Source organism: Microbacterium sp. J1-1 (genome assembly GCF_024498615.1).
Classification (GTDB): domain Bacteria; phylum Actinomycetota; class Actinomycetes; order Actinomycetales; family Microbacteriaceae; genus Microbacterium; species Microbacterium aurugineum.
Genome location: NZ_CP089590.1, coordinates 46,239 through 68,166 on the forward strand (window position 1 = coordinate 46,239; position 21,928 = coordinate 68,166).

Sequence of the window (21,928 nt, forward strand, 5' to 3'; positions counted from 1 at the left end):
AGCGGCCAGTCTAGGTGGACGTTCCGTTCGATCGGTGGTCGACGCCTCAGCTGAACAGCACGACGAGGTAGACGGCGAACGTCACCAGGTGTGCGGCACCGTGCATCGCGGTCACGCGCCGGGCAGCGAAGGTCGTCACCGAGAGCAGCAGGGTGACGGCGAGCATCAGCAGGTTCGCCGGCGACTCAGCGAGGACTACGGTCTGGCCGGTGAACATGCCGATGATCAGCACCGCGGGGATGGTGAGTCCCACCGTCGACACCAGGGCGCCGTGGCAGAGGTTGTTCACCCGCTGGGCTTCACCGCCGAGGGCCGCTCGCACGGCGGTGATGGACTCGGGGAGGAAGACGATGCCCGCGATGAGCACTCCGGCGAGGGCGACTGGGGCGCCCAAGCGACCCAGACCGTCATCGAGGAGTGCCGCCATGTCGTGCGACAGCAGCACGATCGGGATGACGGTGACCACCAGCAGCGCGAGGCGGACGAGGACCTCGGTGCGGTGCTCGGCCACGACCTGTCGGATGCCCCCGCCGGCGTCGGACTCTTCCGGGTGCTGCGGGCTCTGCGGCAGGCGCGGGTCGACCTCGGTGAAGTCGCTCGCCTGCGCACCCATCTGCCGGTATAGGAAGAACGCGTACAGCAGGACGGTGAGGATGATGATCGGGATCTCCTGCGCGGTCGTGAACGACCCGTCCGTGCCGATGAGGGCCGGGAGGCCGAAGGCCAGCGCGATGAGGACGATGAGCATCGACAGGTACGCCGACGTGCCGGTGCGGTTGTGCGCCATGCCGCGGTGGCGGAGACCGCCGAGCAGGAGGGCGAGCCCGATCACGAGGTTCAGGATGATCATCGCGACGGCCATGACGGAGTCGCGCGCGATGGTTGCGTGCTCTCCCGGGCCGAGCATGACCGCCGAGATCAGGATGACTTCGATGAGGACGATCGACAGCGTCAGGACGAGCGAGCCGTAGGGGTCGCCGAGTCGATGGGCGAGGGCCTCGGCCTGCTTCACCACACCGAACGCGCACACGAGGATCACGGCGATGATCGCGCCGAGGGCGATCACGAGGACCGGGGCGGCCACGGGGGCGGCCAACACCGGGTGCAGCAGGAGGAGAGCCGCGAAGGCACCCCATCCGAGGACGATGCGGACGACGTCCGTGCCGCTGATCAACTGTCTGAGCTCTGTGCGTGACATCGCTGGACTCCTTCGAGGTGGGGTCGTCCCCGACTGGTGACCGCGGCCCGGGGTCGTCCCCGTCGCAGCGCTGTGTCCACGTCGTTCTCAGCGGTGTCCAGTGTAGCAAAAACAACCCGGTCAGAAAGTAATTTGACTTCCACAGGCAACGGGCTATGGTCAGAGGTTACGCCAGCCACAGAAGGGGAAGCGAGCAACCATGTCAGGCAAGTCCATCCAGGGTCGAGGAAGCAAGAAGGCGCCGCAGCTCACGCTCAAGGAGAAGCGTGCGGCCAAGCGCGAGAAGAATGCACCAGACGAGTTCCTGAAGCCCCGCAAAGGCGCGAAGGGCTGAGTGAACTCCCGTTCGGCGGGGGTGACGGGGCCGAGTCGCGTCGCCTCCGCCGGGCACTCACGGCGTGGACGAGTTCCCGAGGGCGAGATCGACCGCGGCGTCGACGTGCAGCGCCGTCGTCGGGAACACCGGAACAGGGGCGTCCGCGGCCGAGATGAGCAGTTCGATCTCGGTGCAGCCCAGGATGATGCCCTCGGCTCCCCGCGACACCAGACGCTCGATCACCTCGACGTAGCGTCGACGCGATTCCTCGCGGATCACGCCGTGCACGAGCTCGTCGTAGATGACCGAGTGCACGGCCGCCCGATCGTCCTCCTCCGGCACGACGGTGTGGATGCCGTGGGTCGCGAGGCGCTCGGCGTAGAACGGACGCTCCATCGTGAACGCCGTACCGAGCAGCCCGACCGTGTGTATCCCGGACGCGACGATCGCCTCGGCGGTGACATCGGCGATGTGGAGGAAGGGAATGGTCACCGCGTTCTGGATCCGATCCGCGACGAGGTGCATCGTGTTCGTGCACAGCACCAGTACCTCGGCGCCGGCGCCCTCGAGAGCGCGTGCGCGATCGGCGAGCAGAGCACCCGCCGCGTCCCAGTCGTCCCGCGCCTGCATCTCCTCGATCACGGCGAAGTCGAGCGAGTCCAGCAGGATGCGCGCCGAGTGGTGACCGCCGAGCCGCCCGTGCACGCGCTCGTTCGCGAGCCGATACCACTCGAGCGACGACTCCCAGCTCATTCCGCCGAGCACTCCGATGGTCTTCATCTCACCCTCACTCCCCCGAGCTCTGCCGGAACTGCCGTTCCCAGTCGCGCAACTCCGAGCGGCCGATGAGGGAATCCAACGACACTTGGAAGCGCAGACCCGTGCGGGCGTTGACCTGCTTGATGTTGTCGACGATCTGCGTGGTCACGCCTGTCAGTGCCTCGCGCACTTCGCCGATGCGCTCGTCCGGGGCGTCCCAGAGGTCGGGTCGCGTCAGCAGATCGAGCAGGTAGTCGGGTTCCAGCGCCGCGACGAGGCGTGCGAGCTTGTCGGAGTACTCGGCTTCCGCGAGCACGATCTGGTCGGCCTCCGCCTTGGCGTCGAGGCGGACGAAGAGTTGCTCGACGTGCGAGGCGAGGGTATCGATGCCGTGTGCCGTCTCCGCAGCGGTCGGGGAGTTCGGCAGATTCGCGTAGTCGCTGCGGAGTTCGCGCAGACGATTCACCCGAAGTCGGATGCCGGGAGGCACGGGATCCGCCGTCGCCACGGGTTCGGGCTTGCGACGTCTCCGGGCGAGCACCCCGATCGCCGTCCCCGCGGCGGCCACCAGCACAGCGCCGCCGATGATCACGGGGAGCAGCCAGTCCGCTCCTCCCCCACCGGCACCCGCTCCTGGCGCGGATGGCGTCTCGTCGACGATCTGCTGCACGGTCTCGATCAGCGCGGTCTGCGTGTCGCCGTCTGCGGCCGTCTCGTTCGTGTTCGCGATGAACAGGGCCTGCTCGCTCTCGATCGCCGTCGAGGCGGCCTGGAGGTCGTCTCCGATGGCGAGCACCACGGTCGGCTGATCGGTCGCACCGACGAGCTTCTCGAGGATGTAGGTGCTGTACGGGCTGTCGATGCCGGCGTCTTTCGGCAGCACCACGACCGCGACCGATCCGTCGGAGGGCACGACTCCCGTCAGCGCTTCGGTCAGCCCGGAGCTGTCGGAGACATCCGGCGATACGTACACGTCACCCGCGCCGAGACCAGCGATCGCGTCATCGATCCAGCCGGAACCGGATGTCGTGGTGCTGATCATGCCCACCTCAGAAGTTGTTGATCACGGAAGCGAAGACGAGGTCGATGCGTTCGGCGTCGGAGGCGTCGAACATCTGCCCTCCGGTGGCGTCGGCGATGCGCTGCAGGGCCGAGGTGTCGGCACCGGAGCCGTAGGCGATCGGGAAGATGCGCACCGGTGCGTCGGTGCCCCCCTCCTTCGTGCTCTTGCCGATCTTCGCGATCAGCGAGTCGAGGGACGTGGAGGAGTCGGTGTCCTCGCCGTCGGACAGGACGACGATCGCGTTGATGCGTCCGGGTTCTGCCCGCTCGCTCATGGCCTCGTACGCCGTGAGGACGGCGTCGTACAGGGGCGTCCCGTTGCGCTGCGCGTACCGGAGGTCATCGAGCGAGGAGTCGAGCTTCTCGCCGTCGGCGCCCAGCGGCGTGACACGGCGCAGCACCTGGATGCCCTCGCCCTCTGGGGAGTCGACATCCGTCGTGAAGGCCCAGACCCCGACCTCATCGGTCGAGCGGAAGTGGTCGAGGGTCGTCTGCGCGCCCTGGATCGCACCGTCGAGGCGCGAGCGTCCGTCGCCGATCGGCTCGTCCATCGAGCCCGAGATGTCGATGAGCTCCAACACCGACGAAGGCTTTCGCACCTGTGTCCACTGGTCGATCGCGGTCGAGATCACGTCGACCTCGGGCTTGGGCAGCGTCACGCGGGGCTGTGCCGGGTCGACCCCGAAGTTGGCGGTGAACAGGTCGCCCAGCGGGACCGACTCGTCGAGCGGGCGGAAGCCGTACTCGGGCAGGATCTCCTGAGCCGCCGTGGTCTGTAGGAAGGCGGCGAAGGCCTCACCCGCGGTGCGCTGCTCCGCTGTCACCCAGTCGGCACCGAGCACGGTGACGGGATTGTCGGACCACATCGAGCCCCCGGACGGGTAGACGGCGACGAGCTTCGTCTTCGGCGGGGTCAGCGTCTCGCCCGGCTGGACGGTGTGGGAGTCGGGGTTGCCCTTGTTGTAGTTGAGCAGGGACGTCTCCTCCAGCGCGACGGCCGACACGTACGCGGAGCCGTTGGCGCCGTTCTGCGTCTCGTCGTACAGGGTCGAGAGCACGTTTCCCGTGGTGTCGCCGTAGTGGATCACGCACTCCTCGAAGACGCGCGAGAAGTCGGCGGCGGCGTCGACGTCTGCCGACGTGAGCCCCTCCGCCTTGCCCGATGCCTCATAGGACTGCATCAGGATGGTCGAGAGTCCGGTGGTCGAGGTGTTCGGGTTCGTCTTCGAGATCTTGAACGCGCCCCAGATGTCTTTTCCGACGCTCCCCCACCCGTCGGGGTCCTGGCACAGGCCTTCGAGGTCGGTGATGCTGATCGGCTCGTCCGGCCAGCCGAGAGCCTTGGCCATCGGCTCGGGCATCCCGAACACGACCGGCGTGCGCGTGAACGATGCCGGCGAGCCGACGAGGTTCGCCGAGGCGGCAGCGCTCACGCGATCGGTCCAGACGGTCGACGCCGGCGACCACAGCGTCGGCCACAGGGCGCGGTCGTCGCTCGGCCAGTCCTCGCCCGAGGTGAGGTAGCGCGCGGCGTTTCCGGACGACACGTTCGTCGGGCGCACCGTGGCGCATGTGTCGAGCGCCTCGTGCTCCGGTGAGTCCTTGAAGGCGGTCGCGAGCTCGTCGAGCATGTTGACCTTCTCCGACGACGTCGCGATGGCGATGTGCGTGCACCCGTCATCGGGGAATCCTTGACTCCCGTCGGGCGTCGGCGTCGCTTCCCCGCCCGTGCAGGCTGCCAGCGTCAGGGTGATGACCGCTGCCGTGGCCAGGGCGGCGGTCGTCCGTCGGGGGAAGTCTCTTCGTACGGTGCGAGGCGCGCTCATGCGCCTAGGCTACCCAGGTATCGTCGCGGCGATCACGCCGTCCCCGCGCGCATGAACTCCTCCGCGGCCTGCACCTGCGCCGCGGTCGGGCGGATGCCGGTGTACAGGACGAACTGCTCGAGCGCCTGCAGGGTAGCCACTTCCGCACCCGTGATCACCGTCGCTCCCGCTGCTCGTCCCGCCCTGATCAGGGGCGTCTCCGCCGGGAGCGCGACGACGTCGAACACGACGGAAGCCGTCGAGACGGTCGTGTCGGAGAACGCCAGCGCGTGCTCGTCCGGTCCGCCGGTCATCCCGATCGGCGTGACGTTGACCAGGATGTCGGCGGTCGCGTCCGCGACGTCCGCACGCCAGCCGAAGCCGTACGACGCCGCGAGTCCGCGTCCGTTCGTCTCGTTCCTGGCGACGATCGTGACCTCGCCGAACCCGGCATCGCGGAAAGCCGCCGCGGTCGCCTTGGCCATGCCTCCCGAACCGCGGAGCAGGACCGACGCGGCCGGATCGAGCTCGTTGCGTGCGATCAACTGCGCGATCGCCGTGTAGTCGGTGTTGTGCGCCGTGAGCACGCCCTCGTCGTTGACGATGGTGTTGACGGAGTCGATCGCCGTGGCGGAGGGGTCCATCCGGTCGACCAGCGCGATGACGTCTTCCTTATAGGGCATCGAGATCGCACAGCCGCGGATACCGAGTCCCCGCACCCCGGCGATGGCCTGCGCGAGGTCGGTCGGCGCGAAGGCCTTATAGATCCAGTTCAGCCCGAGCGCTTCATAGAGGTGGTTGTGGAACCGTGTCCCGTTGTTGCTCGGCCGCGCCGACAGCGAGATGCACAGTGTCATGTCCTTGTTGAGCAGCGTCACCGCTTCAGGCTACTCGCGTGCTGTTCGCGCCATCTCCGCCCGGAGCCCATGATCGGCGCGGGACCCGCACTCCGGCCGTGTTCGAGCTCACCGGGGTGGCGTCCATGGCGGGATCGTGCCTCCTCCCCTATGGTGAAGGTGCATGCACACGGGGATTGATCGTCCCCGTCTCTCCCCAGGAGACGGAAGAGCCACCCCAGGGCCAAGACGATCCGTGCATGCGATTGGGCCCTCTCGAGTAGTTCAGTCCCCAATGGGCTACTCGAGGGGGCCGCTATCGTCGTCCTCACCGATTTTCGGATTTGTCCCCCAAAAGGGGGACAAGGCCTCCGAAAAGGAGCTAGGCTGTTTCTGACGCACCCTCCGGTCGTCTTCGGCCCTCATCGCTCCCCCCGCGGTGAGGGCCACACCATTTTCCGGGCGGCGTCCATGCCCCCTCCCACGCGCCCGCCTGCCGGATCACGGCCGTGTGCCGCTCATGCAACATTTGGATTACCTTCTTGCCGCGGCTATTCCTCTCCGGGCCTCCTCCACTAGCGTTAGCGGTGTCGGGGCATCCCTGCGTCGGCTTTTTACCCAGCAGAACAGGCAGTACATGAGCACCCAGGGCACGGTCAAGTGGTTCAACTCGGAGAAGGGCTTCGGCTTCATCTCCCCCGACGACGGAGGCGCTGACGTCTTCGCGCACTACTCCGCCATCCAGTCATCCGGCTACCGGTCTCTCGAAGAGAACCAGCGAGTCGAGTTCGATGTGGCGCAGGGCCCCAAGGGCCTGCAGGCAGAGAACATTCGCCCCGTCTGAGACGGGCGAGACACAGAACTCCCCGAACGGAGCGCGTCACGAGCGCACTCCGTCGGGGAGTTCTGTGCTTCTGCCGGGCGATGAGGTCGCACGGGCACGATGAGCGACGTGCCCGCTGACCGCCGGCTCGCGGTCAGCTGCCGATCAGCAGCGTGCGCAGTTCGGGGACGGAGCCGACGCGGAACGCGGCGTCGTCTCCTTCGTGGGGGTCGCTGAAGCCCCACTCGACGAAGATCACCGGCACGCCGTTGGCCGCGCCTCCCTCGACGTCGTGGTGCCGGTCGCCGACGAGAACCGGATTCGAGGTGTCGGCGCCCAGGTCGCGCAGGCGACGCAACGCCTCGGCGACGATGTCGGTCTTCGAGGCGAGGGTCGCCTCATCCGGCGTTGCGCCGACGGTGGTCAGGAATGCCGGGCGGAGGCCGAAATGGTCGACGAGTGCGTCCACCTGGTTCTCGGGCTTGGAGCTCGCCGTCGCCTGGGGGACACCCGCGGCATGGAGCTCGTTGATGAGCTCGGTCACGCCAGGATAGGTCGCGACGTCGGTCGTGTACCCGTCTGCCTTGCCGAGTGTGCGGTAGAAGGCGACCGCTTCGGCGGACTGCTCCGGCGTCATCCCGGCCTGGTCCTGGAACGACTGGAACATCGGAGGCCCGATCCAGTGCACCAGCTCCTCGCGTGTCGGCGCGGGGTGGCCGAAGTGCGTGAGCGCGGTGTTGAGCCGACGGAGGATGCCGACGGAGGCATCGACGATGGTGCCGTCGACGTCCCACAATACGCAGGAGTAGGGGGAGTGGGACATGCTCCCAGCCTAGGGTGCCGCGAGAGGATGACCGTGCTTCCTGCACAGGTGTGCACCTAAGGACCTTATGCACACCTTATGTGAACACGAAATGTCTCCATATAAGGTCGTGACAACGGCGGTTTCACGGGTGAGAATGGGGGCATGTACGTGTCGATGGAAATCATTACGATCTTGGCGACGGCGGCGACGACTCTGGTGGCCACCGTCAGCGGATTCGGCTGGATGATCAGTCGCATGGACGCACGGTTCGCGGCAGTGGACGCGAGGTTCGACGCGCAAGAGGCGAAGTTCGACGTGCGTTTCACACGCATCGAGCAGGAGGTTTTCGAGGTGAAAATCGCCATCGCGCGGCTGGAAGGACCGACGCCGCGGCTCATCGCCGCGCGCTGAAAGGGGACGACTCAGAACAGGCGGGGGATGCCCGACTCGATGCCCTTCATGTCGTCGTAGTCGAGCACCAGGCAGCGGATGCCCCGGTCTTCGGCGAGAACACGGGCTTGGGGTTTGATCTCCTGCGCGGCGAAGACACCCTGGACGGGGGAGAGGTGGGGGTCGCGGCCCAGCAGCTCGAGGTAGCGGGTCAGCTGCTCCACGCCGTCGATGTCGCCGCGTCGCTTGATCTCGACGGCGATCGCCGCCCCGTCGGCGTCCCGCACCAGAAGGTCGACCGGTCCTATCGCCGTGGGGTACTCGCGGCGCACCAGCGTCGCGCCCTCCGAGATGCGTTCGACCTGTTCGGCGAGGAGCCGCTGCAGGTCGGCCTCGACGCCGTCCTTCTGCAGTCCGGGATCGACGCCCAGCTCGTGGGACGTGTCGTGGATGATCTCGTAGATCTGCACGCGCAGTGCGTCACCGGTCTTCTTGTGCGTCACGCGCCACACCTCGACGACGCCGGCACTCGCTTCTTCCTCGCCGGGAACCTCGCTCGACAGCGAGCACGGCGGGCTCATCCAGTTCAGCGGCTTGTAGCTTCCGCCGTCGGAATGCACGAGCAGACTCCCGTCTCCCTTGTGCACGAGCAGACGCGTGGCGAGCGGGAGATGGGCATTGAGCCGACCGGTGTAGTCGACCGAGCAGCGGGCGATGACGAGACGCACCCGTCGAGCCTACTTCGTCGGGAAGGTGCCCCGCCGCACCGTCGACGGCGGCGGCCGGGAACGAGCGGATGGCTCAGAAGAGCCCGAGCTCGGTGGCGGCGGAACGCGCGATCAGGAATCCGATGATGCCGATGATCCAGGCGGTGTTCTCGGCGCCGGTGCGCTGCATCCACGCGGCGAAGCGCTCGAGCGGTCGCTGCACCAGAGGCGCGGCGACGAGGCGGAGGAGGAGCAGGACGATCGCGGGCAGGATCATCAGAGCGCAGTATCCGACGAGCGACATCACACGCAGCGGGGTGTCGATCCCCGCGTCCGCGAGCATCGTCATCGCGACGATGTAGGGGAGCATCGTGGCGATCTCCACGACACCCGCGGCGATCGCCACCGCCATCACCGCGGTCCCCCGGGTGCGCGGATCGAGCAGACGTTCCCGCCACCGCGTGATGCGTCCGGGGCGGGTGCCCGCCGTCGTCGTCGTGGTGGGTGTGTCGGGTGTCATCGGCGACCGGCCGCCGGCCTCCTCCTGTGCGGCGGGCACGCTCGGCCGAGCGATCGTCTCGGTGGACCCGCTCTTCGCCGTCTTCTCGCCCGTCGGCATCACGAACGCCGTGATCAGGAGCCCGCCTCCCACGAGGAGACGGATGATGAGCCCGGTCGGAGACGCGAGGAAGGCGGAAGCCACGTCGACGAGGTTCACCAATCCCCAGAGGAACAGGAGCCCCACGAGCAGATAGAACGCGGCGATCGTGGCGAGGTAGAGGAGGATGCGACCGGCACGGATTCGTCCCGGATGCAGCAGGAGGAAGACCGGGATGAGGAGAGTGCCGACACTCAACCCGTCGATCAGCGCCAGGAGCGCGAGGGAAAGGGGGAGCGGCAGCCCGCCGAAGAGTTCCATGGCTTCACGCTCGCCGATGTGCAGCCGTGACGGATCGGGCGAAAGTACCGTTCTCGACGCCCTCCTCATCCCTTCGTCGGATGCGCCGGCATGCGCACCGTGATTGCATGAGGGCATGCATGAGCAGGTCGACGGCGGATTCGGCGCCTGGTATCGCCGTCACCGCTGGTGGGCCGATCCGGTCGGCATGGCCCTTCTCGCGATCGTGATGGCCGCGCTCGGGTTCCGCGGTATCTGGGGGCCGTTCTCGATTCTCCCCGAGCCGTTCTCACCCTGGTGGTCTCTGGTGCTCGCGCTGCCGGCATGCGCGCTCGCGCTGGCCAAGAGGCGGATGCCGACGACGGTGCTCGTCCTGGTGACGCTGCTCTTCGTCATCGATCTGCTCACCGTCGGCGGCCTCGGCACCCTCGTCGTGCTGCTGGACGTGCTGTGGACGGCGGCGTTCCTCGCCGGACCGCACGGGCGCCGCGTACTGCTCGGGCTGCTGGGGGCATCGACGATCCTCCTCTTCCTGACCGCCTGGCTCTTCACCGACGTGCGATTCCCCGTCGCCTTCCTCATCGGCGTGCAGTTCGGCGCGATCTTCGGCACGGACTACTGGTGGGCCGTCGCCGTGTCCCAAGCCCATGAGCTCGCCGAGCTGCACCGCCAGCGCGCGGAAGAAGCCGCCGCCGTCGCGGAGAGGGACCGCGTCGAGGCCGTGCAGCGCGAACGGGAGACCATGGCGCGGGAGCTGCACGACGTGGTGGCCGGCCACGTCATGGCGATGGCGATCCGTGCCGAGGCCGCGCTGTCGATGGAGCCCGACCGCACGACGGACCGGGATGCGCTACGGGCCGTCCGCGATGCAGGTCTCGACGCCCACGGCGCCCTGCGGTCCATGATCTCGGTCCTGCGTCGCGGAAACGGGAGTGTCACACCGACACCGCGCTGGTCCGACCTGGCGGGCATCGTGCAGGAGGCGGAGCGGACGGGTCTCCTCATCCGCTTCACCGCCGGCGAGCTCCCCGACCTCGGTGCCGGCCCCGAGCAGGCCGTTGTCCGCATCGTGCGCGAAGCCCTCACGAACTGCATCCGGCACGCGAGTGGTGCCGAGGTCGACATCACGATCGAGGGGGACGACGGCGGGGTCCGCGTCGGGGTGCACTCGCGAGGAGGGGTCGCCAGTGCGGCAGCCGCGCACGGCGACGAGGGATGGGGACTGCAACTGCTGCGGGAGCGTGTCGGAGCACTGGGCGGTGATTTCTCGGCCGGCCGAGTCGCGGACGGATGGTCCGTCGAAGGTCGCATCCCGGTCGAGGTGCGGGCGTGACCGCCCCGACGGTGCTGCTGGCCGACGACCACGGGGCGATCAGAGCCGGTCTGCGCATCATGCTCGAGGCGCAAGGCATCACCGTGGTCGGGGAAGCGGCGGACGGTGACGTGGCCGTCCGGAACGCGGCTGCACTGCGACCCGACGTGGTGCTCATGGATCTGCGGATGCCGGGTCGCGACGGGATCTCCGCGACCCGGGAGATCGTCGAGCGCGGTTTCGGAGACGTCCTCGTGCTGACGAGCTTCGATGAGGACGAGCTCGTGTTCGGGGCGATCCGTGCCGGCGCCGTGGGCTTCCTCCTCAAGACGGTCGATGCGCCGACCCTCGTCCAGGCGGTGCGCTCGGTGGCTGCGGGGGAGGGGGCGCTGGATCCGCGGGTGACCAGACGAGCGCTCGCCGCGGTCGTCCGGAGCACCGATCACCCGGCACCGGGGACGCAGGCGCCGGGCAGGCGGGCGCAGGACGACCTCACCGTGCGCGAGCAGGAGGTGCTCGACGGCATCCTCCAGGGGTGGTCGAACGCTCAGCTCGCGGCGCGACTGCGCATCTCGGTGCCCACCGTCAAGACGCATGTGTCCAACGTGCTCACGAAACTCGGCGCGCGCAGCCGTTCCCACGCGGCCGCTCTGGTGCGTGGGCGCGAGGGCTGAGCCTCAGCCCTGCTCCGTGCGCGCCACCGGTGTCTTCTCGTCTTCGCGGAGTGGACGGGCGGCTCCGGAGAACAGCCCCGACAGCACGACCAGCCCGACCAGGATGAACAGCGTGTTGAGCAGACCGATGTGCTCGCTGATGACCCCGAGGACGGGCGGGCCGCCGAGGAAGGCGACGTAGCCGATCGTGGCGGCGGCGCTCACCCGAGCCGCGGCCTTGGCCGGATCGTCTGCGGCCGCGGACATGCCCAGGGGGAAGCCGAGCGATGCACCGACCCCCCACAGCGCCGCACCGACGAGCACGAGAGGGAAGGTCGGCGCGAGGACGAACAGCAGGATGCCGGACGCCGCAGCGACGGCGAGGATGCGCAGCACCAGGACGCGACCGAAGCGGTCGACCAGCGGCCCGCCGAACAGCCGCACCGTCGTCATCCCGATCGAGAACACCGCGAGGGATACCGCCCCCGTGCCCTCCGCGAAACCGTGCCCCTGTTCGGTGCCCAGCGCGATCCAGTCGTTCGCGCCTCCCTCGGCGAAAGACATCCCGAGCATCACCATGCCGAGCAGGTACGTCCGAGGCTCGCGCCATGCCTCCAACGCGGTGTGCATGCGTGCGCGGAACGGCGGCTTCTCGTGATCCGTCGGGTCGAGAGCTGCCTCTCGCGACGGCACCTGGAAGAAGCAGACCACCGCGATCACGGCGATCAGTACGCCGATGACGGTGGCATGAGTGGCGACGTCGATCCTGAGCTGGGCCGCCAGCGCGCCGATCGCCGCGCCGATGACCGTGCCGAAACTGAAGAAGGCGTGGAACACGGGAAGGATCGTGCGCCTCATCTGCTGCTCGATCGCCGTCGCCTCGACGTTCATCATCACGTCGACCGAGCCGTTGCCGAAGCCGAACAGCGCCATGCCGATCAGGACCACCGTGACGGAGCCGAAGACGTTCGCGCCCAACCCGACGAGCACGATGCCGGTGGAGAACGTCAGCATCGTCAGGAGCATCCCCCGTCGCGCTCCGGTGCGTGCCATCACGGCAGGGCCGGTCGAGATGCCGACGATCGACGCGATGCCCATGCCGAGCAGGATCAGGCCGACCTGCGCGTTGTCGAGATCAAGTGCCTGCTTGATCCCGGGCACGCGCGACGCCCAGGTCGCGATCGAGAGGCCGCTCGCCAGGAAGATGGCGAAGATCGCGGCACGCCAGCGGACGAACTGCGATCGGGTGAGGGCTGAATCCATGCCGCACAGCCTATCGAATCGATTCGACAATTCGGAAACGAAGGGAGCTATCCTCGAAGTATGAGCAGTCAGGAGACGCCACGTCGGCCCACGATCGCTGACGTCGCGCGCGAGGCGGGTGTGGCGACCTCCACCGCCTCGGTCGTCTTCAGCGGCAAGGCGAAGGTGGCCCCCGCGACTCGGGAGCGGGTCCTCGCCGCCGCGGCCGACCTCGGGTACGCCGGCCCCGACCCGCGAGCGGCATCCCTGCGGCGAGGACGCAGCGGCATCGTCGCGGTCGTGCTCGAAGGTCACCTCCGCGCGGCCTTCCTCGACCCGGTCACGACCGCCTTGATGGACGGACTCACCGACGGGCTCGCCGAACTCAGTGCGGGGATCCTGCTGATGCGCGACGAGCCGGGGGAAGAGGGTGCGGGTATCGCCGGTGCGCCGGTGGATGCGGTCGTGCTGATCGGCTGTTCGGCACGCACGAGATCCTCACTCGAGATCGTCGTCGGGCGAGGCCTCCCCGTCGTCGTGATCGAGGGAGACGCGGGGGAGTCGATCCCGCGCATCACTCTGGACAACGCGGCAGCTTCCGCCGACATCGCGCGCCATGTGCGGGATCTCGGCCACCGCGACGTCGCCCTGGTCACGCTTCCCCTCGACACCGAGCGCGAACGGACGGCGATCACTCCCGAGCGGCTCGCGAACGCCACCGTCGATGTCACGATCCATCGGCTCGCCGGGACGCGAGAGATCTTCCCCGACGCCCTCGCGATATCCGCCGCCGGAAGCCTCATCGACGAAGGGGTGCTGGTGGGAAGGATGCTCCTCGCCGATCCCGCCACCCGGCCGACAGCCGTGCTCGCGCAGAGCGATCTGCTCGCGGTGGGGGTGATCCGCGCCGCGGAGGAGGCGGGACTCCGCGTGCCGGAGGACCTCTCCGTCGCCGGATTCGATGGGATCGCGCTCGACGGTCTCGGAGACCTCAGCCTCACGACCAGCGTGCAGCCGGCTGTCGAGAAGGGGCGGGCAGCGGGGGAGCAGATCGCACGCATGCTCCGGGGCGAACCCGGCATCACGCAGCATCTCACCTGCCGTTTCCACGCCGGCACCACGACGGGCCCCGCCTCGCGCTGATCGGGCACGGTGCGGATCAACTGCGCTGCGGTCCGAGCGGGAGAGCGGTCTCGCCGAAATCGAGGATGCGATAGCGGCCGCAGTCGACCACTTCATCGGGAACGGCCGGGAGCGGCAGGCTCCACGGGACGGTCTGCGCGTCCTCCAGCAGGAACGTCACCTCGCCGACGTCGAAGTCGTGCCGGTTCACGAGCCAGGCGTAGCCCCGCAGTTCGTGATCCACCTGGACGAGTCGGGCGGGATCCCGCAGATGCAGTTTCGGCAGGCGGACGGTCCAGAACTGCCCGGCGCCAGTGCGGCCGGACGCGTCGATCCACTCGGTCACGCAGGCCAGGTCGGGGTCGGTGACCTGAGCGGCGGCGGAGAGCCGAGGGACGCTTGCCGCGCCGCCCGCCACCAGCAGCGTGACGGACGCGGCCGCGAGGATCGGGCGGACCCGCACCGGCAGCCGCACGATGCGAGGCGATGCGACGAGCGCGAGCACGGGTGCGAAGGCGAGGGGTTGCAGGTAGCGGGCCGCATGGGTGCCGACCGCGATCGCCCCGACCGCGACGAGGATCGGCATGAGCCAGGCGATCGTGGCGACGAAGCGGGTGCCGTCGTCTGAGGCCCGTGCCGTGCGGAAGCCGGCGAGCACGAGGAGTGCGAGGACGAGCAGCCCGGCGATGATCCCGCCCGGGGTCGACAGCCGGCCGATCAGCAGCGCGCCGTAGTACTGCAGAGACTCGGACCACCGCTCGGGCTGCACGTAGCCGGCACCGGTGTTGGCGATCCATGCCGCCAATGGAATGCGTCCGAGGAATCCGAGTATCGTCCCGGCGAGAAGCACGGCCATCACCACGCCGATCCGGGCCCGCTGCGTCGTTCGGATCAGGAGGAGGGCGAGCAGCAGGGTGATCGGCGCCGTCGCCCACACCGCGTAGAGAGGATTCGACAGGGTCGACACGAGGGCTGTGGCGCCGAGCGCGATCAGCGGGACGGCGCCGCCCGCGCCCCGGTCCAGCACCCGCCGGGCCAGTCCGACCGAGAGCACGACGGCGACGACGGTCGCGGCGTAGTAGGTCGTCGTCAACGTCAAGGACGCGAGCTCGAGCGCATCCCGAGACGCCGATACTGCGGTCATGGCGAGAACGGAGAAGGTGGCGACGCTCAGTAACGACCACGTGACGGGCGCCGAGCGCTCGGACCGACGGCCGGCGACGACGCGAACGGCTCCGTACAGGGCGAGCAGGTTCACCACGGCGCTCACGGCCAACAGACCGTCCACCTCGAACGGCAGGACCGTGTCGAGGCCCGCGAACAACGCGGTCTCGGGGAGGAACAGCACGCTCGACATCGCCCAGTCCATCGGCTGCCCGGAGAGGACGGACCGTGCGAACATCGCCACGACCAAGGAATCCGCGTCACGGAACAGCAACTCGGAACGCGCGGACGCAGCGACCTGCGCGGCGGTGATCAGTGCCAGCCCGAGGGCTCCGACCCCACCGGCCAGCTCCCGCACCCACGCCCGCATGCGACCACTCTTGCACGTTCGTGCAGAGCGAGAAGCGCGAGGTGCGCCTCGCGCCGGTAAACTGGACGCGAGACCCCCGCGAGAGCTGTGGGGCCGACGACCCCCGAGGGAGCCGCGTATATGCTGACGCTCCTCGCCGTGTTCCTCCTCGGGTCGCTGTTGATGCCCGTTCTGGTGCGCTGGCTCGGAGCTCAGGCGTTCGCGATCGCGGCCCTCGTCCCGGCCGCCGCTTTCGTGCATGCGCTGGTGATGACGCCACAGGTCCTCGACGGTCCGGTTCCGTTCGAGTCGGTCGCCTGGATCCCGCAACTCGGCCTCAACCTGTCCATGAACATGGACGTGCTCGGCTGGGTGCTCACGCTCATCGTCACGGGGGTCGGCGCCCTCGTGCTGCTCTACTGCCGGTGGTACTTCCACGACGACGCGGCGGGCATCGGTCAGTTCGCCGGGGTGCTGCTCGGTTTCGCCGGCGCGATGTACGGTCTCGTCCTGACCGACGACCTCGTGATGCTGGTCATGTTCTGGGAACTGACGAGCATCCTCTCCTACCTCCTCATCGGTCACTACCGGCGCCGTGCCGCCAGCCGACGCGCAGCGCTCCAGGCACTCCTCGTGACCACGCTCGGCGGACTCGTGATGTTCGTCGGGGTCGTGCTGCTGGTCGTCGACACCGGCACTTCGAGCATCCGCGAGATCCTCGAGATCGCGCCGTCCGGACCGATCGTGGATGCCGCGATCGTCATGCTGCTGGTCGGAGCGATCAGCAAGTCGGCACTGTTCCCGTTCCACTTCTGGCTTCCCGGCGCGATGGCCGCGCCTACTCCCGTCAGCGCCTATCTGCACGCGGCGGCGATGGTGAAGGCAGGTATCTATCTGATCGCCCGGTTCGCCCCGATCTTCGCGTTCAGCGCGCCGTGGCGCCCCATCGTCATCACCCTCGGCATCCTGACGATGCTGATCGGCGGCATCCAGGCGCTGCGTGAGACCGACCTCAAGCGCATCCTCGCGTTCGGCACGGTCAGCCAGCTCGGCTTCTTCGCCGTGGTCTTCGGCTACGGAACCCAGGCCGCGGCACTCGCGGGCCTCGCCCTGGTCATCGGTCACGCGCTGTTCAAGTCGGCCCTGTTCCTGATCGTCGGCGTCATCGACCGTCAGCTCTCCACGCGAGACATCACCGAGCTCTCCGGTGTCGGACGCCAGGCTCCCGTCATGGCGACGGCGGCATTCATCTCCATCGCCTCGATGGTCGGCATCGCTCCGACCATCGGTTTCGTCGCGAAGGAATCGACCCTCACCGCTCTTCTCGACGATGCGCTGGGAGGATCCCCGTGGGGTCTGGTCGCGCTCATCGGGGTGGTCCTCGGTTCCATGCTGACTGCGGCATATGGGGCCCGCTTCCTCTGGGGGGCCTTCTGGAAGAAGCGTGATGAGCAGGGACAGCAGCTCCCGGACACCGCCTGGCCCGACCCTCCGGTGGGATTCCTGTCGGCGCCGATCATCCTCGCCGGAGTCACCCTCGCCGCGGGAATCGGCGCCCCTGCGCTCGACGTCGCCCTGCAGGGGTACGCGCTCACCGCGAGCCCCGGGCTCGACCACGCCGGAGAAGCCGTCGAGGGTCCGGGGCATCTCGCCCTCTGGCACGGCTTCGAACCTGCACTGGGCATCTCGATCCTCTCGATCCTGCTCGGCATCGGGCTCTTCCTGCTCAGCCGCAAGACCGGATGGGATCGCAAGGCCCGCCTGCTGCGCTTCACGGCGGCGGACGTGTACTACCTCGTCATGCGCGGCGTCGACCGCCTGTCGGTCCTGAGCACCACGCTCACCCAGCGAGGCTCCCTGCCGGTGTACGTCGGCACCATCTTCGTGGTGTTCGTCTCCGCAGAAGTGACAGCGCTCATCGCGAGTGACATCGATCGCTACAACCTGTCGGCATGGCACACCCCCGCCCAGATCGTCGTGGCACCGATCATGGCGATCGCCGGAGTCTTCGCCGTCCGTGCGCAGAAGCGTTACACGGGAGTGGTCCTGGTGTCGGTCACGGGCCTGGGGATGGTGGTCCTCTTCGCCACGAGCGGTGCCCCGGATCTCGCTCTCACGCAGATCCTCATCGAGACCGTCACGATGGTCACGTTCGCGCTCGTGCTCCGTCGCCTCCCCGCGCGGATGGGCGAGCACAACGCCTCCGTCGGCCGGGTTCCGCGTGCGCTCCTCGCGATCGGCGTCGGCGTCACGATGGCCTTCATCGCCGTCGTGGCGACCCAGTCCCGGATCGCCGACCCGATCTCGGAGATCTTCCCCGAGATCGCCTACGAGATCGGCCACGGCAAGAACGTGGTCAATGTGGCGCTGGTCGACCTGCGCGGCTGGGACACGATGGGCGAGCTCTCGGTGCTCGTGCTGGCCGCGACGGGTGTGGCTTCCCTGGTGTTCGTCACGCACCGTGCCGACCTTCTGGCGGGCACGAAGAATCTGCCGCGGGCCACCCGCAAGGCCGCCCGCAGCCGCCCGCTCGTCGAGACCACCGAGGGCATCCGCTTCCAGACATCCGAGAACGAGAGCAGCCCGCGTGCCTGGCTCGTCGGCGGACAGAGGATGAAGCCCGAGAACCGCTCGATCCTGCTCGAGGTGATCGTCCGAATCCTGTTCCACACGATCATCGTGGTCTCGATCTTCCTGCTGTTCTCCGGGCACAACCTTCCGGGCGGAGGCTTCGCCGGAGGGCTCGTCGCCGGTATGGCTTTGGTCATGCGATATATCGCCGGTGGCCGGTGGGAGCTCGGCGCCGCGGCGCCCACCGACGCCGGGCGACTCCTGGGTACCGGGTTGATCCTCGCCGTCGGCACCGCGGTCGTGCCGCTCTTCTTCGGCCTCGCACCGCTGACCAGCACCTTCTGGGAATGGGAGATCCCCGGCGTCGGGCACATGGAGTTCGTCACCTCGACCATCTTCGACGTGGGCGTGTACCTGGTCGTGATCGGTCTGGTCCTCGACGTCCTGCGCAGCCTCGGCGCCGAGGTCGATCGGCAGACTGCCCTCCGGTCCACACCGGGCCCCGAAGGCTTCCTCTCCCGTGAGGGGAGGAGCCGCTGATGGATGTCTCCCTCACCCTGATCATCATCATGGCCGTGCTCTTCGCCTGCGGCGTGTACGCGATGCTGGAGCGCAGCCTGACCCGCGTGCTGATCGGCTTCCTGCTGCTCGGCAACGCGACCAACCTGCTGCTCCTGATCGTGATGGGAGTGCCGGGCAACGCTCCGTTCTTCGGTACCGAAGGCGAGATGAGCGACCCGCTCCCGCAGGCGCTCACCCTCACCGCCATCGTGATCACGTTCGCGGTCTCCGCCTTCCTCCTCGCCCTCATCTACCGCTCCTGGCAGCTCGGCCAAGCCGACACCGTCGAGGACGACGAGGCCGACATCGCGCTCCGCGAGCGCACCGACGCCGACGAAGACCTCATGGACGACGAGTCCGAGACCGACGACGACGAGGCCACCACGGACTTCGTCGGGGTCCAGACGTCGCCGATCACGGTGCTGCACATGCGCGATCACTCCGCCATCCATGACGACGCACCCTTCGATGCGCCCACCGATTGGGGTGGCGACGCAGACCACGACGAACGTCACGACCACGGACAGAACGAGGAGGGCAAGCCATGACCGCCCTCGTCCCGCTCCTCGTCGCCCTGCCGCTCCTGGGAGCCGCGGTCACGCTCGTCTTCGGCCGGAACCCGCGGCTCCAGGTCGTCGTCACCGTCGCGACGCTCGCCGCGGTCTCGGTGATCGCCGCGATCCTCCTCGTGGTGGTCGACGGAGGTGAGCCGCTCGCGGTGTCCGTCGGCGGCTGGCCCGTCCCATTCGGCATCGTGCTCTACGTCGACCGGCTCGCCGCGCTTCTGGTGCTGATCTCGAGCATCGTGCTGGTCGCGGTCCTGCTCTTCTCGGTCGGCCAGGGTGCGGCCGACGGCACCGACGAGACACCGATCTCGATCTTCAACCCGTCCTACCTGATCCTGGCCGCCGGTATCTTCAACGCCTTCATCGCCGGCGACCTCTTCAACCTCTACGTCGGCTTCGAGATCCTGCTCGTCGCCTCGTACGTCCTGATCACCCTCGGCAGCACCGAGTCCCGGATCCGCACCGGCGCGGTCTACATCGTCGTCTCGCTGGTGTCGTCGATCCTGTTCCTGGCGTCGATCGCGATGATCTACGGTGCGCTCGGCACGGTCAACATGGCGCAGATCGCCGAGCGGATGTCGGAGCTCCCGCAGGAGACCCAGCTGGTGCTGCACCTGATGCTGGTCGTGGCGTTCGGCATCAAGGCGGCCATCTTCCCGGTGTCCTTCTGGCTGCCGGACTCCTACCCGACCGCGCCCGCCCCGGTCACCGCGGTGTTCGCAGGCCTGTTGACCAAGGTCGGCGTGTACGCGCTGATCCGCACCGAGACGCAGCTCTTCGCCTCGAACAGCATCGACACCCTGCTGCTCATCATCGCGCTCGCCACCATGATCGTCGGGGTGCTCGGTGCGGTCGCGCAGGCGGAGCTCAAACGAATCCTGTCGTTCACCCTGGTCAGCCATGTCGGCTACATGATCTTCGGTCTCGCGATCGCGACGCCGGCCGCGATCGGTGCGACGGTGTACTACATCGTCCACCACATCGTCGTGCAGACGACCCTGTTCCTCGCGGTCGGCCTCGTGGAACGTCGAGCGGGCAGCACATCGATCCTGCGGGTCAAGGGACTCCTCAAGGTCGCCCCCGTGATCGCCGTGCTGTACTTCGTGCCCGCGATCAACCTCGGTGGCCTGCCACCGTTCTCGGGGTTCATCGGCAAGTTCGCACTGTTCGAGGCGGCGGCCTCCGTCGGCACCCCGCTCATGCTCGTGCTGATCTTCGGTGGCATCATCACCTCGCTGCTCACGCTGTACGCCCTCATGCGCGCCTGGAACCTCGCGTTCTGGCGTGAGGAGGAGGACTCCACCGAGACCGAGGGTCGCATCTCCTACCTCGGCAACGCCCCGGCCGCCGACGAGCAGCAGGAGCGTCGTCGCATCCCGAAGATCATGACCGTCGCGACCGGGGGGATGGTTGCGGTCACCCTCGCCCTCACGGTCTTCGCCGGTCCCCTCTACGCCCTGTGCGACCGTATCGGTGCCGCCCTGCTGCAGCCGGTGAGCCTGGTGCAGCTGGAAGAGGAGGTGGGCTGATGGAGCGCGAGACCCGACGTCATCTCTGGCGCGACATCCGGGTGCAGCTGCCCTTCCTGGCGTGGCTCGTCGTGCTCTGGATGCTGTTGTGGGCGCAGTTCACCGTGCTGTCCTTCCTCACCGGACTGATCGTCGCGATCTTCGTCACCCGCGTCTTCCGGCTGCCCACCGTCGCCCTCTCCGGTCGAGTCAACCTCTGGTACGCGGCGCTCTTCGTCGTGCAGTTCCTCTTCGCCGTGCTCAACGGCGCGCTCTCGGTCACGGTGCAGGTGTTCGACTTCCGCCGCCAGCCGGGCACAGCCATCGTCGCGGTGCCCCTGCGCTACGCCGACGACCTGGTGATGACGCACGTCGCCGTGGTGTCCTCACTGATCCCCGGTTCGCTTGTCGTCGAGACCGATCGCGACCGACGCATCCTGTACCTGCACGTGATCGGCGTCCGGACGACCGACGACGTGGAGAAGCAGCGCGCCGGGGTGCTCCGGTGGGAGCGCAGGATCGTGCGTGCGCTCGGCGACCCCGCGCAGTACCGTGCACTCAAGGCCGACGAACGGGCCGGACTCGGAACGAAGGGCGGTGTCCGATGAACATCCTGCTCCTGCTGATCATGGTCGTCTTCGGCCTCGCCGCGATCCTCGCCCTGATCCGTATCGTGCGCGGACCGTCGATCCTCGACCGCGCCGTCGCCTCCGACGTGCTCCTCACCGAGGTGATGTGCGTGATCGGTGCGGAGATGGCGATCAACGGTCACACCCGGAACATCCCCGTCCTCCTCATCATCGCGGCCATCGGAGTGTTCGGGTCGATCGCGGTAGCCCGGTTCGTCGCGAGAAGGGACAACACGACGCCATGAACGTGCTCGGTCTCATGATCCCGGATGCCGTCATCGACGTGGCGGTCCTGGTGCTCATCCTGCTCGGTGCCGTGCTGTGCCTGTCGGCGGCGGTCGGACTGCTGCACTTCCGGGATGTGCCCTCCCGTCTGCACGCGGCCACCAAGCCGCAGGTCCTCGGACTCCTGCTCATCTGCATCGCCATCGCCCTGTCTCAGCGGTCGATCGGCGGCATCCTGGTCGGTCTCGTACTCATCGCGCCGATCGTGCTGATGCAGTTCGCGACCGCTCCGCTCTCGGCGCACATGGTCGGGCGGCAGGCCTATCGGAACGGAACCATCGAGCAGCGGGGCCTCGTCGTGGACGAGCTCGCCGAGTCGAAGCAGACACCGCCCGCCGCCGGCTGACCTCCCCCCAGGTGTCGCGCC

The 21,928-nt window shown here is 68.2% G+C and carries 22 protein-coding genes; 12 read left to right on the forward strand and 10 right to left on the reverse strand.

Going from position 1 to position 21,928, the window contains the following annotated elements:
* Positions 1-46 precede the first annotated feature (46 nt).
* Positions 47-1,198, reverse strand: coding sequence for a calcium:proton antiporter (locus tag LRQ07_RS00230; RefSeq protein WP_256535462.1), 1,152 nt, complete (start codon positions 1,196-1,198; stop codon positions 47-49).
* Positions 1,199-1,397: 199 nt separating this feature from the next.
* Between LRQ07_RS00230 and LRQ07_RS00235 the strand changes: the two genes are divergently transcribed.
* Positions 1,398-1,532 carry a hypothetical protein gene (locus LRQ07_RS00235; RefSeq protein WP_256535463.1) on the forward strand — a complete coding sequence of 45 codons (135 nt, stop codon included), beginning with the start codon at positions 1,398-1,400 and terminating at the stop codon, positions 1,530-1,532.
* 57 nt (positions 1,533-1,589) lie between these two features.
* On the opposite strand, the gene LRQ07_RS00240 is transcribed toward LRQ07_RS00235, so the two are convergent.
* Genes LRQ07_RS00240 through LRQ07_RS00255 form a run of 4 tightly spaced genes read right to left on the reverse strand, consistent with a single transcriptional unit; the run spans position 1,590 to position 6,018 of the window.
* Positions 1,590-2,294 carry an aspartate/glutamate racemase family protein gene (locus LRQ07_RS00240; RefSeq protein WP_256535464.1) on the reverse strand — a complete coding sequence of 235 codons (705 nt, stop codon included), beginning with the start codon at positions 2,292-2,294 and terminating at the stop codon, positions 1,590-1,592.
* Between the two features lie 7 nt (positions 2,295-2,301).
* Complete coding sequence (locus LRQ07_RS00245) at positions 2,302-3,315, reverse strand: hypothetical protein (protein WP_256535465.1); 1,014 nt, start codon at positions 3,313-3,315, stop codon at positions 2,302-2,304.
* Positions 3,316-3,322: 7 nt separating this feature from the next.
* Positions 3,323-5,161 (reverse strand): substrate-binding and vWA domain-containing protein, encoded by a 1,839-nt coding sequence (locus LRQ07_RS00250; protein WP_256535466.1) that lies wholly within the window; start codon positions 5,159-5,161, stop codon positions 3,323-3,325.
* Positions 5,162-5,193: 32 nt separating this feature from the next.
* Positions 5,194-6,018, reverse strand: coding sequence for a shikimate 5-dehydrogenase (locus LRQ07_RS00255; protein WP_256535467.1), 825 nt, complete (start codon positions 6,016-6,018; stop codon positions 5,194-5,196).
* Positions 6,019-6,613: 595 nt separating this feature from the next.
* Here LRQ07_RS00255 and LRQ07_RS00260 point away from each other — a divergent pair.
* Complete coding sequence (locus tag LRQ07_RS00260; RefSeq protein ID WP_017203899.1) at positions 6,614-6,820, forward strand: cold-shock protein; 207 nt, start codon at positions 6,614-6,616, stop codon at positions 6,818-6,820.
* A 133-nt stretch (positions 6,821-6,953) separates the two neighbouring features.
* Here LRQ07_RS00260 and LRQ07_RS00265 read toward each other — a convergent pair whose 3' ends face one another.
* Positions 6,954-7,622, reverse strand: a complete 669-nt coding sequence (locus tag LRQ07_RS00265; RefSeq protein ID WP_134352609.1) for an HAD hydrolase-like protein — start codon at positions 7,620-7,622, stop codon at positions 6,954-6,956.
* A 144-nt stretch (positions 7,623-7,766) separates the two neighbouring features.
* Between LRQ07_RS00265 and LRQ07_RS00270 the strand changes: the two genes are divergently transcribed.
* On the forward strand, positions 7,767-8,015 hold the full coding sequence (locus LRQ07_RS00270) for a response regulator (RefSeq protein WP_256535468.1): 249 nt from the start codon (positions 7,767-7,769) through the stop codon (positions 8,013-8,015).
* An 11-nt stretch (positions 8,016-8,026) separates the two neighbouring features.
* Here the strand turns inward: LRQ07_RS00270 and nucS are convergent, their stop codons facing one another.
* Positions 8,027-8,722 (reverse strand): endonuclease NucS, encoded by a 696-nt coding sequence (gene nucS / locus LRQ07_RS00275; RefSeq protein ID WP_047522024.1) that lies wholly within the window; start codon positions 8,720-8,722, stop codon positions 8,027-8,029.
* Between the two features lie 73 nt (positions 8,723-8,795).
* Positions 8,796-9,620: a GAP family protein gene (locus LRQ07_RS00280; RefSeq protein WP_256535469.1), complete on the reverse strand. Its 825-nt coding sequence runs from the start codon at positions 9,618-9,620 to the stop codon at positions 8,796-8,798.
* A 115-nt stretch (positions 9,621-9,735) separates the two neighbouring features.
* On the opposite strand from LRQ07_RS00280, the gene LRQ07_RS00285 reads away from it, so the two are divergent.
* Positions 9,736-10,932, forward strand: coding sequence for a sensor histidine kinase (locus LRQ07_RS00285; protein WP_256535470.1), 1,197 nt, complete (start codon positions 9,736-9,738; stop codon positions 10,930-10,932).
* Positions 10,929-11,585, forward strand: a complete 657-nt coding sequence (locus tag LRQ07_RS00290) for a response regulator (RefSeq protein ID WP_232763009.1) — start codon at positions 10,929-10,931, stop codon at positions 11,583-11,585. Before LRQ07_RS00285 ends, LRQ07_RS00290 begins: the two co-directional genes overlap by 4 nt.
* A 3-nt stretch (positions 11,586-11,588) precedes the next feature.
* Here LRQ07_RS00290 and LRQ07_RS00295 read toward each other — a convergent pair whose 3' ends face one another.
* Positions 11,589-12,827 (reverse strand): MFS transporter, encoded by a 1,239-nt coding sequence (locus LRQ07_RS00295; RefSeq protein ID WP_256535471.1) that lies wholly within the window; start codon positions 12,825-12,827, stop codon positions 11,589-11,591.
* Positions 12,828-12,887: 60 nt separating this feature from the next.
* Here LRQ07_RS00295 and LRQ07_RS00300 point away from each other — a divergent pair, with 60 nt between their 5' ends.
* A complete protein-coding gene (locus LRQ07_RS00300; RefSeq protein WP_256535472.1) occupies positions 12,888-13,949 on the forward strand; it encodes a LacI family DNA-binding transcriptional regulator in 1,062 nt (353 codons plus the stop codon).
* Between the two features lie 16 nt (positions 13,950-13,965).
* On the opposite strand, the gene LRQ07_RS00305 is transcribed toward LRQ07_RS00300, so the two are convergent.
* Complete coding sequence (locus tag LRQ07_RS00305) at positions 13,966-15,462, reverse strand: hypothetical protein (RefSeq protein ID WP_256535473.1); 1,497 nt, start codon at positions 15,460-15,462, stop codon at positions 13,966-13,968.
* Between the two features lie 120 nt (positions 15,463-15,582).
* Between LRQ07_RS00305 and LRQ07_RS00310 the strand changes: the two genes are divergently transcribed.
* From LRQ07_RS00310 to mnhG, 6 genes are read left to right on the forward strand one after another with little or no spacing between them, the layout of a single operon-like run.
* On the forward strand, positions 15,583-18,552 hold the full coding sequence (locus LRQ07_RS00310; protein ID WP_256535474.1) for a Na+/H+ antiporter subunit A: 2,970 nt from the start codon (positions 15,583-15,585) through the stop codon (positions 18,550-18,552).
* Complete coding sequence (locus LRQ07_RS00315; RefSeq protein WP_052193689.1) at positions 18,552-19,121, forward strand: Na(+)/H(+) antiporter subunit C; 570 nt, start codon at positions 18,552-18,554, stop codon at positions 19,119-19,121. The genes LRQ07_RS00310 and LRQ07_RS00315 overlap by 1 nt, the downstream gene beginning before the upstream one ends.
* On the forward strand, positions 19,118-20,668 hold the full coding sequence (locus tag LRQ07_RS00320) for a Na+/H+ antiporter subunit D (protein ID WP_047523454.1): 1,551 nt from the start codon (positions 19,118-19,120) through the stop codon (positions 20,666-20,668). The genes LRQ07_RS00315 and LRQ07_RS00320 overlap by 4 nt, the downstream gene beginning before the upstream one ends.
* A complete protein-coding gene (locus tag LRQ07_RS00325) occupies positions 20,668-21,255 on the forward strand; it encodes a Na+/H+ antiporter subunit E (protein ID WP_256535475.1) in 588 nt (195 codons plus the stop codon). The genes LRQ07_RS00320 and LRQ07_RS00325 overlap by 1 nt, the downstream gene beginning before the upstream one ends.
* Entirely contained in the window at positions 21,252-21,521 is a 270-nt protein-coding gene (locus tag LRQ07_RS00330) for a monovalent cation/H+ antiporter complex subunit F (RefSeq protein ID WP_256535476.1), read from the forward strand. Before LRQ07_RS00325 ends, LRQ07_RS00330 begins: the two co-directional genes overlap by 4 nt.
* Entirely contained in the window at positions 21,518-21,907 is a 390-nt protein-coding gene (gene mnhG / locus LRQ07_RS00335; RefSeq protein WP_134352615.1) for a monovalent cation/H(+) antiporter subunit G, read from the forward strand. The genes LRQ07_RS00330 and mnhG overlap by 4 nt, the downstream gene beginning before the upstream one ends.
* Positions 21,908-21,928: the final 21 nt, after the last annotated feature.

What these genes read in the sequence shown, in the direction of transcription:
- LRQ07_RS00230 (WP_256535462.1), bottom strand. Translation starts at nt 1,198, where the DNA reads ATGTCACGCACAGAGCTCAGACAGTTGATCAGCGGCACGGACGTCGTC.
- LRQ07_RS00235 (WP_256535463.1), top strand. Translation starts at nt 1,398, where the DNA reads ATGTCAGGCAAGTCCATCCAGGGTCGAGGAAGCAAGAAGGCGCCGCAG.
- LRQ07_RS00240 (WP_256535464.1), bottom strand. Translation starts at nt 2,294, where the DNA reads ATGAAGACCATCGGAGTGCTCGGCGGAATGAGCTGGGAGTCGTCGCTC.
- LRQ07_RS00245 (WP_256535465.1), bottom strand. Translation starts at nt 3,315, where the DNA reads ATGATCAGCACCACGACATCCGGTTCCGGCTGGATCGATGACGCGATC.
- LRQ07_RS00250 (WP_256535466.1), bottom strand. Translation starts at nt 5,161, where the DNA reads ATGAGCGCGCCTCGCACCGTACGAAGAGACTTCCCCCGACGGACGACC.
- LRQ07_RS00260 (WP_017203899.1), top strand. Translation starts at nt 6,614, where the DNA reads ATGAGCACCCAGGGCACGGTCAAGTGGTTCAACTCGGAGAAGGGCTTC.
- LRQ07_RS00265 (WP_134352609.1), bottom strand. Translation starts at nt 7,622, where the DNA reads ATGTCCCACTCCCCCTACTCCTGCGTATTGTGGGACGTCGACGGCACC.
- LRQ07_RS00270 (WP_256535468.1), top strand. Translation starts at nt 7,767, where the DNA reads ATGTACGTGTCGATGGAAATCATTACGATCTTGGCGACGGCGGCGACG.
- LRQ07_RS00280 (WP_256535469.1), bottom strand. Translation starts at nt 9,620, where the DNA reads ATGGAACTCTTCGGCGGGCTGCCGCTCCCCCTTTCCCTCGCGCTCCTG.
- LRQ07_RS00285 (WP_256535470.1), top strand. Translation starts at nt 9,736, where the DNA reads ATGCATGAGCAGGTCGACGGCGGATTCGGCGCCTGGTATCGCCGTCAC.
- LRQ07_RS00295 (WP_256535471.1), bottom strand. Translation starts at nt 12,827, where the DNA reads ATGGATTCAGCCCTCACCCGATCGCAGTTCGTCCGCTGGCGTGCCGCG.
- LRQ07_RS00300 (WP_256535472.1), top strand. Translation starts at nt 12,888, where the DNA reads ATGAGCAGTCAGGAGACGCCACGTCGGCCCACGATCGCTGACGTCGCG.
- LRQ07_RS00305 (WP_256535473.1), bottom strand. Translation starts at nt 15,462, where the DNA reads ATGCGGGCGTGGGTGCGGGAGCTGGCCGGTGGGGTCGGAGCCCTCGGG.
- LRQ07_RS00310 (WP_256535474.1), top strand. Translation starts at nt 15,583, where the DNA reads ATGCTGACGCTCCTCGCCGTGTTCCTCCTCGGGTCGCTGTTGATGCCC.
- LRQ07_RS00315 (WP_052193689.1), top strand. Translation starts at nt 18,552, where the DNA reads ATGGATGTCTCCCTCACCCTGATCATCATCATGGCCGTGCTCTTCGCC.
- LRQ07_RS00320 (WP_047523454.1), top strand. Translation starts at nt 19,118, where the DNA reads ATGACCGCCCTCGTCCCGCTCCTCGTCGCCCTGCCGCTCCTGGGAGCC.
- LRQ07_RS00325 (WP_256535475.1), top strand. Translation starts at nt 20,668, where the DNA reads ATGGAGCGCGAGACCCGACGTCATCTCTGGCGCGACATCCGGGTGCAG.
- LRQ07_RS00330 (WP_256535476.1), top strand. Translation starts at nt 21,252, where the DNA reads ATGAACATCCTGCTCCTGCTGATCATGGTCGTCTTCGGCCTCGCCGCG.
- mnhG (WP_134352615.1), top strand. Translation starts at nt 21,518, where the DNA reads ATGAACGTGCTCGGTCTCATGATCCCGGATGCCGTCATCGACGTGGCG.